The 13,877-nt window shown below is 62.3% G+C and carries 10 protein-coding genes; 4 read left to right on the top strand and 6 right to left on the bottom strand.

The window, feature by feature from the left end; genetic code table 11:
• Positions 1-65: 65 nt before the first annotated feature.
• The 4 genes from BLS41_RS19460 to BLS41_RS19445 all read right to left on the bottom strand — a co-directional run bounded on the left by BLS41_RS19460 (position 66) and on the right by BLS41_RS19445 (position 7,063).
• Positions 66-1,565: an efflux transporter outer membrane subunit gene (locus tag BLS41_RS19460; RefSeq protein WP_074771054.1), complete on the bottom strand. Its 1,500-nt coding sequence runs from the start codon at positions 1,563-1,565 to the stop codon at positions 66-68.
• A gap of 23 nt (positions 1,566-1,588) precedes the next feature.
• Positions 1,589-2,812: an efflux RND transporter periplasmic adaptor subunit gene (locus BLS41_RS19455; RefSeq protein WP_074767772.1), complete on the bottom strand. Its 1,224-nt coding sequence runs from the start codon at positions 2,810-2,812 to the stop codon at positions 1,589-1,591.
• 35 nt (positions 2,813-2,847) lie between these two features.
• On the bottom strand, positions 2,848-6,252 hold the full coding sequence (locus BLS41_RS19450; protein WP_253189716.1) for an efflux RND transporter permease subunit: 3,405 nt from the start codon (positions 6,250-6,252) through the stop codon (positions 2,848-2,850).
• A gap of 376 nt (positions 6,253-6,628) precedes the next feature.
• A complete protein-coding gene (locus BLS41_RS19445; RefSeq protein WP_074767770.1) occupies positions 6,629-7,063 on the bottom strand; it encodes a VOC family protein in 435 nt (144 codons plus the stop codon).
• A 160-nt stretch (positions 7,064-7,223) separates the two neighbouring features.
• Here BLS41_RS19445 and BLS41_RS19440 point away from each other — a divergent pair, with 160 nt between their 5' ends.
• From BLS41_RS19440 to BLS41_RS19430, 3 genes are all read left to right on the top strand, one after another.
• Complete coding sequence (locus tag BLS41_RS19440) at positions 7,224-8,099, top strand: LysR family transcriptional regulator (RefSeq protein WP_074767768.1); 876 nt, start codon at positions 7,224-7,226, stop codon at positions 8,097-8,099.
• Between the two features lie 137 nt (positions 8,100-8,236).
• The gene (locus tag BLS41_RS19435) at positions 8,237-8,875 is read left to right on the top strand and encodes a LysE family translocator (RefSeq protein ID WP_074767766.1); all 639 of its coding nucleotides are present in this window, start codon (positions 8,237-8,239) and stop codon (positions 8,873-8,875) included.
• A gap of 86 nt (positions 8,876-8,961) precedes the next feature.
• A complete protein-coding gene (locus BLS41_RS19430; protein ID WP_074767764.1) occupies positions 8,962-9,315 on the top strand; it encodes a hypothetical protein in 354 nt (117 codons plus the stop codon).
• Between the two features lie 13 nt (positions 9,316-9,328).
• Here the strand turns inward: BLS41_RS19430 and BLS41_RS19425 are convergent, their stop codons facing one another.
• Positions 9,329-11,041: a SulP family inorganic anion transporter gene (locus BLS41_RS19425; RefSeq protein ID WP_074767762.1), complete on the bottom strand. Its 1,713-nt coding sequence runs from the start codon at positions 11,039-11,041 to the stop codon at positions 9,329-9,331.
• Positions 11,042-11,771: 730 nt separating this feature from the next.
• On the opposite strand from BLS41_RS19425, the gene BLS41_RS19420 reads away from it, so the two are divergent.
• Entirely contained in the window at positions 11,772-12,629 is an 858-nt protein-coding gene (locus BLS41_RS19420; protein ID WP_074767760.1) for a PA4780 family RIO1-like protein kinase, read from the top strand.
• Between the two features lie 146 nt (positions 12,630-12,775).
• Here BLS41_RS19420 and BLS41_RS19415 read toward each other — a convergent pair whose 3' ends face one another.
• Complete coding sequence (locus tag BLS41_RS19415; RefSeq protein ID WP_074767758.1) at positions 12,776-13,828, bottom strand: LacI family DNA-binding transcriptional regulator; 1,053 nt, start codon at positions 13,826-13,828, stop codon at positions 12,776-12,778.
• Positions 13,829-13,877 lie beyond the last annotated feature (49 nt).

Raw genomic sequence — 13,877 nt, 5'->3', positions numbered from 1 at the left:
AATTTGCATTATACGAAACGCCCTGAATTTCCTCCTGCTCGCCGGCAATCATCATCGCGCGCGACTCACCGTGCGGGAGCCATCGCCTCCTTCGAATCGTTGGGCTGGTTGCCGGCCGGTGCAGCCGACACCTCGGTGCCCGCCTCCCAGCCACCGCCGAGCGCCTTCACCAGCGACACCGACAGCGTCATCTGCTGGCCATGAATCTGCACGTCCTGGCGTTCGCTGGTGAGCAGCGACTGCTGCGCGGTGATCACATCCAGATACGCGACGAGGCCGCCTGAATAGCGGTCATTGGCGAGCGACAACAAACGTTGCGCATCGGCCACCGCTTCGTGCGACTGCGTTGCCGCGCCGTCCAGCACCGACAGTCCGGTGATGCCGTCCTGCACCTGCTGGAACGCGGTGAGCACCGTCTGACGATAGTTCGCCTCGGTGGCCTTGTAGCCCTCGCTCGCATATTTGACGTTGGCCGCACGACGGCCGCCGTCGAACAGAACCTGGCCGACCGTCGCGCCGAGCGTCCACATCAGCGTGGGCGCGCTCAGCAGGCTCGCGAACTGCGTGCTTTCCCAGCCGATGCTCGGCGTCAACGTCAAACTCGGGAAGAACGCCGCCTTGGCGACGCCGATCTGCGCGTTCGCGGCAGCCATTGCACGTTCCGCCGATGCCACGTCGGGCCTGCGTTGCAAAACATCGCTGGGCACACCGAGCGGAATCGACGGCACTTTCACGTCGAGCACTTTCGGTGCGATCGCGAACTGCGGCGCGGGCACGCCAACGAGTGCGGCGATCGCGTGTTCGTATTGTGCGCGCTGATTCAGCAGCAGTTGCGCCGACACCCGCGTCGAATCGAGCAGCGACTTCTGCTGCAATACGTCGAGCCCCGATACCGAGCCGAGATCGTGCTCGGAGGTCACATAATCGAGCGCCTTCTGCTGCAATTTCACGGCCTGATTCAGCACGTCGATCTCGGAATCGAGTTCGCGCAGCGAGAAATAATCGGTGGCGAGATCGGTGGTGAGCACAAGCCGCGCGTTCGCGAGATCGTCCGCCGATTGTTCCGCCGACGCCTTCGCGCCCTCCACCTGCCGACGTATCCGGCCAAATAGATCGGTGTCGTAGTTGATGGTCGGACCGAGCTGCACGTTGTTCTGCACCGTCGACATGGTCGGCGTGTCGTAATTGGTCAGCGGACGGTTCTGCGAAATCCTGAAGCGCGAGGCCTGCGCGCCGAAGTCGACCTCGGGTATCCGCTGCGCGCTGGTGTTCGCGAGCGTCGCTTTCGCCTGCTCGTAGTGCGCGCTGGCCGCAGCCAGCGTCTGATTCTGCGCGAGCGCCTGGGTCTCCAGCGTGGCGAGCATCGGATCGCCGAAGCCGCTCCACCAGTCGGGCGAAACAGGCGCGTGCGACGGCGCGCCGACCCGCCAGTACGAATCGGTTTGCCAGGTGGGCGGCACGTCGGCCTGCGGTCGCGCGTAGTCCGGGCCGACCGTGCACGCGGCCAGCGACAGCGCCACGCCCGCAATGCCTGCGACGCTCACCGCGCCGCCGACGGCGCTGATTGCCCGGCGTGTGCCCACGTACTTCACGACGCCTCCTTGCCATTCTTCTGCGGCTGCGCGATCTGCACGTGGTCGCCGTCCGCAATCGAATCGCTCGGATTGATGATGACCTTGTCGGTCGGCTCGATCCCGCTTTCGATTTCGAGCGACTGCCCGAGGTCCTGCGCGATCACGATCTTGTGCAATGCCACGTTGCCGTTTGCATCGACCACGGCCACACGCGGACCTTCGGCGCGGAACAGCAGCGCGTTGCCCGGCACCATCATCCGTGCATGCGCGACGGCGGGCACCGCTACCTGCACGTAAGCACCGGGGCGCAGTTTGCTGTCGGGATTCGGCAGCGTCACTTCGATCTGCAGCGAGCGGGTCGGCACGTCGATCGCGCCGGAAATGTGCGTGATCGTGCCGTGGAATTGCTGACCCGGCAATTCGGCCTGGGTCACCACCACGTTCTGTCCGACCGACACGTTTTGCGCGTAAGCCTGCGGCAATTGCACATACACCCGCAACGGGTCCGACTGCGCGAGCGCGAACAGCGCGCGGCTCGTGCCGCTGCCCGCGTCGATCAGGTCGCCGACATCGACGTTGCGCTGTGTCACCACGCCCGCGAACGGCGCGACGATGCGCTTGAACGATTCGAGCTGCTGCAGACGCTTCACGTTGGCATCGGCGGCGGCGAGGTTTGCGACGTCCTGTGTGTACGTGCTTTGCCGCTCGTCGAGTTCCTGCTGAGAGACGGCGTCGCGCTGACGCAATTGCTGCCAGCGATCCAGCGAGCTTTTCGCAAGGCCCAGGCTCGAACTGGTCTGCTGGCGCTGCGCGAGTGCCTGCGCGAGTTCCTGATCGATTTCAGGCGTGTCCAGTTCGGCGAGCAGTTGCCCCTGCTTCACGCGTGCGCCGATATCGGCGTACCAGTGCAGCAGATAACCGGTGGAACGCGCGTAAATCGGCGACTCGACGAAGCCGCGCAACGTACCCGGCAGCAGTGTGTCGCCGCCGCCCTGGGTCTGCGTGGGGGTCACGACGTTCACGTACTGTGTGGCGTTCTGTTTGGTCGTCGCGGAGACGGAGCGGCTTTGCAGCACGTTGGCGATCACGCTGCGCAACGCGCCTAACGCGAGCAGCGCCAGCACGATCCAGATAGCGATCTTCGCGCGTTTCCATTCGCGGTTGCGCGGTGGCAAAGCGTGCCCCCCTTCGGTGTCTCGCGAGGGGATCGCTAGCGATGCATGAGTTTTTTCGGTCATCTCAGTCAGCCATCTCAGTCAGCCGTCATTTAACTTTACGCGGGCTGGACAGCGCCGCCGTGGTCCGGCGCGGGGTCGCTGCCCGTGCCGTCATTGCCGCGCTCGCCACCATTGCCATTGTCTTTGCTGTCGTTGCTGCCCTTGCCTTGCGTGTTGCCACTGTCATGGGCGTGGCCTTGGGCAGCCCCGGCGCGTTTGTCATCTTCATGGGCGCGGTCACCGTCGTTGCCGTGACCGCCGCCGTTGCCACCGTTATTGCCACCGTTGCCACCGTCTCCGCCGCCATCGCCATCGCCGTTGCCATGCTTGCGGGCGAGACGTGTATGAATGCCCGCGAATACGAGCGGCACGAAGAACAGCGTGGACACCGTGGCGAACAGCAGGCCGCCAATTACCGCGCGACCCAGCGGCGCGTTCTGCTCAGCGCCTTCGCCGAGACCCAGCGCCATCGGAATCATGCCGATGATCATCGCGAACGCGGTCATCAGCACCGGACGAATCCGGCTCGCGCCCGCTTCGAGAGCGGCGGTCAGCGGCGGCGAACCGGCCTGCAATCTCTGCCGCGCGAACGACACCATCAGAATACTGTTGGCGGTGGCCACACCCATCGTCATGATCGCGCCGGTCAACGCGGGCACGCTAAGGTGAGTGCCCGTCAGGAACAGCATCCATACGATGCCCGCGAGCGCCGCCGGCAACGCGCTGATGATGATCAGCGGATCGACCCACGACTGGAAATTCACCACGATCAGCAGATACACGAGCACGATCGCCATCGCCACGCCGAGACCAAGGCCGAAGAACGAACTACGCATGGTCTGCACCTGACCGCGCACGATGATCGTGCTGCCGCGCGGCAACGATGCGCGCACGTTGTTCACGAGCTTGTCCACCTGATTCGCGACGCTGCCCAGATCGCGGTTCTCGACGCTCACATAAAGATCGATCACCGGCCGGATGTTGTAGTGCGTGACCAGCGCAAACTGATTCTGCGGCGACACGCGCACCAGGTTGCCGAGCAGTTGCGTCGGACCGTTGGCCGACGCGGAGACTGGCGTGCGCAATAGCTCGTCGATCGACGAAATCTGATATTGCGGCGTTTGTACCGCCACCTGGTATTCGACGCCGTTCTTGTTGTTGAACCAGAATCCCGGCGACGTTTGCGAGCTGCCCGACAACGAAATCAGCACGTTCTGCGACACGTTGCTCGCACTCAGATTCAGTTGCTGCAAGCGCGTGCGATCCATCTGAAGATTGATGACCGGCTCATCCAGTTTCTGCTGGATGTGCGTGTCGACGGTGCCCGGAATCAGCCGCACCTGCTTGAGCAATTTACGCGCGACGTCGAAGTTGCCCGACTGATCCGCCCCGGCAATTTGCACATCCACTGCGGCTGGCAAGCCGAAATTCAGAATCTGCGTGACGATGTCGGCGGGCTGGAAGAAAAATTCGACGCCCGGAAAACGTTGCGGCAGGATCGTGCGCAACTTGTCCATGTAGATCTGCGACGGCTTGTGGTCTTCGTTCAGCGCAACCTGAATCTCGCCGTCGAGCGTGCCGATCGTGCCCGAATTGCTATACGACAGGTTGATACCGCTGTATGGCAAACCGAGGTTGTCGAGAATCGTGCCGAGTTCTTTTTCGGGTACGACTTCGCGAATCACGCCTTCAATCTGATCGGCGAGACGCGCGGTTTCCTCGATACGTGTGCCGGTCGGCGCACGGAAGTGCAGACGAATGTCGCCTGCATCGACGGTCGGGAAAAAGTCCTCGCCGAGCACGAACACGAGGCCCATCGACACGACACAGAAGCCGAGGAACAGCGCACCGAACCGGCCGCGCCGCACCAGCACACTGCTCAGCACCATGATGTAGGCCGCGCGCATGCGCTCGAAACCACGGTCGAAGCGCTGATAAAGCCGCATGAACAGATTCGGCTTCGCGCCTTCTTTCGGCTTGTGCGCGTGGCCCATGAACAGCATCGCGAGCGTCGGCACCAGCGTACGCGACAGGATGTACGACGCGATCATCGCGAACACGACGGCTTCCGCGAGCGGCACGAACAGATAGCGCGCGACGCCGGTCAGGAAGAACATCGGCACGAACACGATACAGATACACAGCGTCGACACCAGCGCCGGAACCGCGATTTCGCCCGCGCCGTCGAGAATCGCATCGTGCAGATTCGTGCCCATATGCAGATGCCGTTCGATGTTCTCGATCGTCACCGTTGCATCGTCGACGAGAATCCCGACCGCGAGCGCGAGCCCGCCGAGCGTCATGATGTTGATGGTCTGCCCCAACGCATGCAGCACGATCAGCGACGACAGAATCGACAGAGGAATCGAGATCGCGATGATGCAGGTGCTGCGCCAGTTGCCGAGGAACAGCAGGATCATCGCGGCAGTCAGCGCGGCGGCGATCAGCGCCTCGCGCACCACGCCCTGCACGGCCGCTTTTACGAACACCGACTGATCGAACAGCGCAGTGATGGTCAGGTCCGGCGGCAACGCGGCGCGCGCGCCCGGCAGCAGGCCTTTTAGCGTATCGACGATCGAAAGGGTCGACGCGCTGCCGCTTTTCAGCACCGACAGCAGCACGCCGCGATGGCCGTTCTGCCGCACGACATTGGTCTGCGGCGAGAAGCCGTCGCGCACATGCGCAACTTCACGCAGATACGTGGTCGCACCGTTGAGCGTGCGCACCGGTATGTCGTTCAACCCCTCCAGCGTCGAGGGCGAGCCGTTCATGTTGACCGTGTATTCCTTCGGCCCGATCTTGGCCGTGCCGGTCGGCAGAATCAGGTTCTGCGCATTGAATGCGCTGACCACGTCGGACGGCGTCAAGCCCTTGGCGAGCAACGCGCGCGTGTCGAGGTCGACGGATATCAGCCGCGATTTGCCGCCGTACGGATACGGCACCGCCGCGCCCGGAATCGTCACGAGTTGCGGGCGTAGGAAGTTCAGCGCCGTGTCGTTGAGCGACTGCTCGGAGAGCTTCGGGCTCGACAGACCCAGCTGGATCACCGGAATGCTCGACGCCGAATAGCTGATCACGAGCGGCGGCGTGGCCCCTGGCGGCATCTGCTTGACCTGCGCCTGCTCGACGGCCACGGTCTGCGCGATGGCCGTCTGGATGTTCGCATTCGGCTGCAGGAAGATCTTCAGGATCGCGATCCCGGCCAGCGATTGCGATTCAATGTGCTCGATGTCGTTGACCGTGGTGGTCAGACTGCGCTCATTGACCGACGTGATACGGTTGGCCATGTCTTCGGCGGACAAGCCCGTGTACGACCAGATAATGCTGACCACCGGAATGTTGATTTCCGGAAGCACGTCGACCGGCGTGGTGAACAGCACGAATGGCGTCGCCAGCAAGATCAGAATGGCCATCACGATGAACGTGTACGGCCGTTTAAGCGCTACGTTGACGATCCACATTGAAACGCGCCTGAGAGGATGCAGATAAGGGGATGGAGAATCTGCGCTTATGCTAGATCGCTAGCACCAACACCTGCATGGCGCGAAAATGGCCGGATTGTCAGGAAGCTTTTTGTAAGTGCTTTTGTCCGCTGAAACCCGTCTTAATCCGCTGACGATTGGCGGCAAGCAAACGTTTGTTGCGCAAAGATAAGCGCGGTTGAGAGCAGGTTGCCTCGCGCGAGTCGCGCCGGAAGGCTGAAATATAGAGAAATATACTTTCAGATTGATTTGTGCAAAGCAAGTCTGTTGGCGTCGGATCAAATGAAAAAAGGCTGCTCGCCCCGTCAGGGCGAACAGCCTTTTTTACGTGCTGCGGGCTTGGTGTCGAGCCGTTTTACTTCGCGAACAACGACGACATATCGGCAAACGCCTTGAATTCCAGCGCATTGCCCGACGGATCGAGAAAGAACATCGTCGCCTGCTCGCCGACTTCGCCCTTGAAGCGCACATGCGGCTCGATGATGAAGTCGATGCCGGCGCCTTGCAGCTTGTCGGCAGCGGCCTGCCATTGCTCCATCGACAACACCGCGCCGAAGTGACGAACCGGCACCGCGTCGCCGTCGACCTTGCTGGTCTGACGGTGGCCGATTTCCTCGGGCGCGAGATGCGCGACGATCTGGTGGCCGTAGAAATTGAAATCGACCCACGCTTCCGAACTGCGTCCTTCGGGACAGCCCAGCAGTTCGCCGTAAAACTCACGGGCAGCGGCGAGGCTATGAACAGGAAACGCCAGATGGAACGGCGGCAAAACGTTGTCGGCAACGCTCATGATTGAAGAACTCGCTGAGGGGAATGGATTGGTCTGGTCGGATACAACTGCGCGAAGGTATGCGCGGCTCCACGCGTGAAGCACAGTTTATCCATGATTAAAAATGATGAAAAACGATATATATTTGACCTGACCAACACCAAAATCGATTAATCGATCCATGCTCAGCGAACTTAAAACCTTCATCGCCGTCAGCCAGTACGGCACGTTTTCCGCAGCGGGCGCGCGCATCGGGCTGACGCAATCGGCTGTGAGCGCGCAGATGCAGCGGCTCGAAGACGAACTCGGTTTCGCGCTGTTCGACCGCACCGGCCGCTCCGCCACGCTCAACGATGCCGGGCGCGACACGCTCACGCTCGCCGAAGAAATGATGACGCTGTACGCGCGGCTTTCCGAGCGCGGAGCGGTCGCGGCGGAAAGCGGCATGCTGCGGATCGGCGCGATTGCGTCGGCGCAGGTGTCGTTGCTCGCCGACGCGCTGGCCCGCTTTCGCGACGACCGGCCCGGCTGGCGGATTCGCGTCGTGCCGGGCGTGTCGCTGAGCCTGCTCGGGCAGGTGGACTCCGGCGAACTCGATCTGGCCGTCATCATCAAGCCGCCCTTTGCGCTGCCGTCCGAACTCGAATGGCGCACGCTCGCCAGCGAGCCGTTCGTGCTGGTGGTGCCGAAAAAGCTGGCGCGCGCTCAGCGTTCGTGGCGTGAGTTGCTGAAGAGCGAACCATTTATCCGCTATGACCGGACTTCGTTTGGCGGCCGGCTGGTCGAGCGATTTTTGAGGCGCTCGCGGCTGAACGTGAACGACGTGATCGAACTCGACGAATTGCAGGCAATCGTGCAACTGGTCGCGCGGGGTATCGGTGTCGCGCTGATTCCGAACACGGCGGGGATCGGCAAATGGCCCGCCAGCGTCGCGGTGCTGGAGCTTGGGGACGCGACCTTCCATCGTGAGATCGGACTGGTGCAGCGGCCGCGTCATAGCAGACAGGCGGTGACCGACGCGCTCGCCGATTGCATCGGGACGGCGGCGGGGTTGTGAATGCGGGCGGCGTGAATCTGATTCACAGTCGAGCCGCTCGCCGGGTGTGCTGTCGTGTGAAGTGCCAACTGTATCTGTGATGCAAGCGCGACAGCGCGCAGAATCGTCTGCTCTTACATTGAACGCCGACTCCCATCATGACGCTCGCCCCCTTTCTCACCGCCGATGTCCTGATCGCCTACGGCGCCTACTTCGTCGGCACCGCGAGTCCGGGGCCGAGCAATCTGGCGATCATGTCGCTCGCGATGAGCGCGGGGCGCCGTTCCGCGTTGACGTTCGCGCTCGGCGTGGTGTCCGGCTCGTTCTCGTGGGCGCTGCTCGCGTCGCTGGGATTGTCGGCGGTACTCGCGACTTACTCCGAATGCCTGATCGCGATCAAGATTGCCGGCGGGCTTTATCTGCTGTGGCTGGGGTTTAAGTCGGCACGGTCCGCGTTGAGTCCTGCGCCGTTAAACGCCAGCACCGCGCGGACGGATGAGCCGCTCAAGCGGCTTTATCTGCGCGGTCTGCTGTTGCATCTCACCAATCCGAAAGCGGTTCTGGTGTGGCTGTCGATCGTCTCGCTCGCGATGTCCCCGGCCGGCGGCACGTCGCACACGCTGCCGGTGGTGCTCGGCTGCATGGCGATCGGCGTCGCCGTGTTCAGCAGCTACGCGGTGCTGTTCTCGACCGCGTCGGCGCGGCGCATTTACGTGGCGATCCGGCGCTGGCTCGACGGGTCGCTGGCGATCATGTTCGGAATTGCAGGCATCAAGATGCTGACATCGAAAAGCTAAGGTTTGCTTCGACGTGCAGGAATCCGGCCGCGTCGCGCGCTCTGCGATACTGTCGGCTCGATGATGGAAGCGGACCTGCAAACACGATGAATGGCGGCAATCAGTCGGACCCGGCGACGCAGCACTGGCCGTGGCGAAAAAAGTTGTACCGGGCCGGCGTGGCCGTATTGCTAGCCGGTTTTATCGCGGCGGCGATTATCTACGCGAGCGCCGCGCGGCCGGATAGCGCGGCGTCGATGTACGCCGTTGCCGACCCGCGTTACCAGATCGAACTGCAGCGGATCGGCGGCAATGCAGCGGTGTTGATGGCGCAGTTTCATCAATGGTTCGACGGCTTGTGGCACGGTACGGCGCTCGCTTATACGGTGGCCGTGCTGGGTATCGCAATCGCAGGCATCTGCTTTTTCATCGGCTATTTTTTCGCCGATGAAGAAGCGTGAGGTCGATAACAACCTACGACACGCCCTTGATCTGCGCCTCCGGCTTCTCCACGCCAGCCATCTTCAACGCTTCGTGCAGCGTGCTGAAAATGCATCGTTCTTCGACGATCGGCGTAATCCCATGCCGGTCCATATCCGAGCGCAAGTAGCGGTTCACGCGCGCGAAAATTACTTCGATACCGCCACGCTTTAACGTCTCGCACAACTCGCCGACCGAGCGCGCCGCCGAATAATCGAGATCGGTGATCGCGCTTGCGTCGATCACGAACCAGCGCACCGCGCTCGGTGCCTGGTCGATCAGACGCCGCGTATCGTCGACGAAAAAGTGGTCATTCGCGTAAAAAAGGTCCGCGCCGAAGCGATACACGATCAGGCCGGGCGCAGTCTGGATGCCCGGCACGGCGGGCACCGGCACCCAGACGCCGTCGTCGCCGGGCGCGAGAATCATCGTGTGCGGACGATAGCTGTGCCGCACGTGTCGCAGCAGCGACAGCGCCACCGCCATCAGAATGCCGTGCTCGACGCCGACCAGCACCACCGCTGCGGCGGTCACGAGAGCGAGCGTGAATTCGCCGGGACTTTCGCGGCGAATCGCGAACAGCGTCTTCACGTCGATCAGGCCGACCGCGATCGTGAACACGATGCTGGCAAGAATGCAGTGCGGCAAATATTGCAGATAGCGACTGAAAAACAGCAGCACGACGACCACTACGAGCGCGAACACGACCTGCGCGAACTGGCTGCGAGAGCCCGCACGATCGGCCATTGCAGTTTGGGTCGGACTGCCGTTCACCACGAACGCGCCCGACAAAGCCGCCGCCGCGTTGGCGGCGGCGATGCCAAGCAGGTCGGCGTTGGTATCGACAGGTTCGTGATAGCGCTCGGCGAACACGCGGCTCGCGGCGGCGCTTTGCGCGACGATCATCACGAAGCAGGACGCCGCTACCGGCAACAGATCAAGCAACTGTTGCCAGGTCACCGACGGCATGCCGAACGGCGGCAAGCCGCCCGCCACCGGCCCCAGCACGGAGATGCCGCGCGCCGCGAAACCGTAGATATCGCTCGCGGCGATCCCGGCGACAACGGCGATCAACGGCACCGGCAGGCGCGGAAAGAAGCGCTTGCAAACCAGAATGGCGACGACCACCAGCGCGGAAATGGCAAGGGTCGGCAGATTGACATGAGCAGCCTCGCGCACCACGACGAGAAGCTGATCGATGCTGCGCGACGAATGCCCGGTCAGGCCCACCATATCGCCCAGCATCGCAATCCCGACCTGTACGCCGACGCCCGCCAGAAAGCCGACCAGCACGGTACGCGACAGAAAGTCCGCGAGAAAGCCCAGTTTGAAGATTCGCGCGATGAACAGCAGGCCGGCGGTCAGCAATGCGACCATGCCCGCCAGCGCGGCGTATTCGGCGCTCGACGCGGGCGCCATCGTGGAAAGCCGGCTGGCGAAGATGGTGGCGGTGGCGGAATCGGCGGCGACGACGAGATGCCGCGACGCGCCGAAAAAAGCAAACGCAAGCAGCGGCAAAAATGCGGTGTAAAGCCCGGTGACGGCAGGCATGCCCGCAATGCGCGCATAGCCGAGCACTTGCGGAATATCCATCGACGCAAGCTGCACGCCGGCTATTGCGTCGCGCGTCGCTGCAGCGCGGCCCAATGGAAGGATGCCCGTCAGCAGGTTGAACCGTGCCGTTATATTCGCCAGAAAATCTTGCATACGCGATGCTGCCCCAAACTAAGGTTATCGCGCATCGTGCCGCGATCGGGCACACAAAGGCAAGACTGACGATGAATCGGCCAAACATGACCGGCGGCGAAAATCGCTCCGGCGGCACGCCTGAAACCGCAATCGTCTTTCAGATCAACGCTTGAATTCGCCTGTCTGTGGATCGATACGCCGCGCAAAACCAAACAGCGCAGCGATACAAACTGGACAGACCACCAGAAATACGGACACCATCACAACCACCCCGTAACAATTTGTTACTGGCAAGTCTACGCTATTGAGATGCATCTTGAATCAGTGGAAACGACAAAGCTTTATTGCGGACAATTACAGAAATCTTTCGTAAGGGCTTCGGTTTATTCATAGGAAATGCATTTAAACAGACGTTTTGAAAGCAGGAAGCCGTCAATTGAACGAATCGCAAACCTTTGCTTCAAATTGCCGAAACCATGCCATTGCTTTTACAAACATCCTTGACCAGCGGTAATAGCGCGGAATTTAGAATAGCTTCTCTATCACGCGATACGAGCGCAAGTTCCGACAGCGCGGCTATTCCCTAAGCGGCTCGCACTTTCGACAGGCAAATGCGGACGAAAATGAGCGCCGCCCGGAGCCCCGCCGGTCTCCCCGTATAATCCCGCATGATCCGAATTTCCCCCCCTATGCCCGCTCGGGCGGCCGCCACCCGCCGCCACGCCGCTTACCGCTTTCCGGCGGTCGCATGAAGACGCCGAAACGCCTGCTCCCGCTGGTCGAAGAAGGTCTGATCGACGAAGTCATTTCCCAGTTGATGAGCGGTAAGGAAGCCACCGTGTACGTGGTGCGCAGCGGCGACTCGATCCGTTGCGCGAAGGTCTACAAGGACGCCAAGCAGCGCAGCTTCCGCCAGGCTGCGTCCTATCGCGAAGGCCGCAAGGTCAAGAACAGCCGCCAGCAACGCGCGATGGAAAAAGGCAGCCGCTACGGCCGCGAAGTGCAGGAACAGGCATGGCAAAACGCCGAAGTCGACGCGCTGTTCCAGCTCGCCAACGCGGGCGTGCGCGTACCGCAACCGTTCATCTGCACGGACGGCGTGCTGCTGATGGAACTGGTGACGGACGCCGACGGCAATGTGGCTCCGCGTCTGAACGACGTCGACATGAGCGAAGCACGCGCGCTGGAATTGCACGCAGCGCTGCTCAACGAAGTAGTGCGGATGCTGTGCGCCGGCATGATTCACGGCGACCTGTCCGAGTACAACATCCTGCTGGCAGCCGACGGCCCGGTGATCATCGACCTGCCACAAGCCGTGGATGCCGCGGGCAATCTCGAAGCGCCCGCGATGCTGGAACGCGACGTCGACAATCTGGCCGCGTATTTCGGCCGCTTTGCGCCCGCGCTGCTCGACGCGAGTTACGGCAAGGAAATCTGGGCGTTATATGAAGCGGGCGCGCTGCACGTCGACGCGAAATTGACAGGCCGGGTCGAACAGGACACCACGCCGATCGATCTGGAAGCCGTGCTCCAGGAACTCGAAGATACGCGGCTCGATGAAGAAGCCCGTTTGCGCCACGAACAGTCGCTGCGCAGCGGGACGTAGGGCAAAAGCCAAGGCGGCGCGCAAGAGTATCCGATGCACTCTTCGCTCGCATTCCCGGTCACTTTCAGTCGCGACCGGGAATGGCAGCGACAAGAACGAATGACCGCGACCGGCCACACTGCATCGCGAGAAAAACTACCCCGCGACTACCCCGCACTACCCACGCGCGCGCCCTTCAGCGGCGCTGCCGCGACAGGCGCCGGCCCCACCGACCCGCGCATCGTCACGCTGACCGGAAACTCGCGGAAAATCTCCCACGTCGTCCGGTAGCACTGGTTGAGCAGCCAGCGCACCGCGTTCTGCGTCAACTCCGCCGTCGGGATATGCACCGACGTCAGCCCCGGCGCGGTGTAGGCCGCCGAGTAATCATCGTCGTAACCGATCACCGACATCTCTTCCGGCACCGACACCCCCGCCTGATGCAAGCGCGCGAGCGCGCTCACCGCCATCGTGTCGTTCGCGCAGAACACGCCGGTCACGCGCCGCTTCGCGTCGAGCAGCTTCTGCGCCGATTCATAGCCGCCTTCGGACGAGAAGTCCGATTCGATCAGCGTGACGTCGTCGCGCGAAATGCCTTCACGCGCCAGTTCGGCGAAGAAGCCTTCGAGCCGGAGCTGGTTGTCCGAGGCCGTGAACGGCCCCGAAATCACGCCGATTTCGCGATGTCCGTGATCGAGCAAAGTACGCGCCGCCAGTTCGCCGCCGCGCCGATGGTCAGCGCAAAACGACGCCTCGGGCAACTGCTCGAAGCCACGGTTGAGGAACACCATCTTCGGATGCATGCGGTGCAGCATGATCAGGTCTTCGTCATGCAGATCGTGGCTGATCACCACCACGCCGTCGCAATCGCGACCGATCAGGAAACGTACCGCCTCGATCGCCTGCTCGCGCGGCGACACTTCTCCGCAGCCGGTCGCGACCACGACGTGACGGCGCACCGCACGCAGTTCGGTATCGGTCTGCTTGAGAATCGTGCCGTAATAGGAGCCGAAAAACGTCGGCACGAAAATGCCGACCATGCCGAGCGATTGAGTCGCCATTGCACGGCCAATCGACGACGGACGAAAATTCAGTTGCTCGATCGCCGCATGCACGCGCGCGGCGGCATCGGCGGAAATCGGCCCTTTGCCGGAAATGGCGCGCGACGCGGTCGACATGCCCACGCCCGCCAGTGCCGCGACATCCTTGAGTGTAGCCACGCGGTTCTCCGTCAGCCATGTTGCTTCGAATGGCGCCGCCTGCGGGCGC

The sequence above is a fragment of the Paraburkholderia fungorum genome, from assembly GCF_900099835.1.
Taxonomy (GTDB): Bacteria; Pseudomonadota; Gammaproteobacteria; order Burkholderiales; family Burkholderiaceae; genus Paraburkholderia; species Paraburkholderia fungorum_A.
Note: the sequence above shows the minus strand (reverse complement) of the source record. Positions and strands in the feature narration are given on the sequence as shown.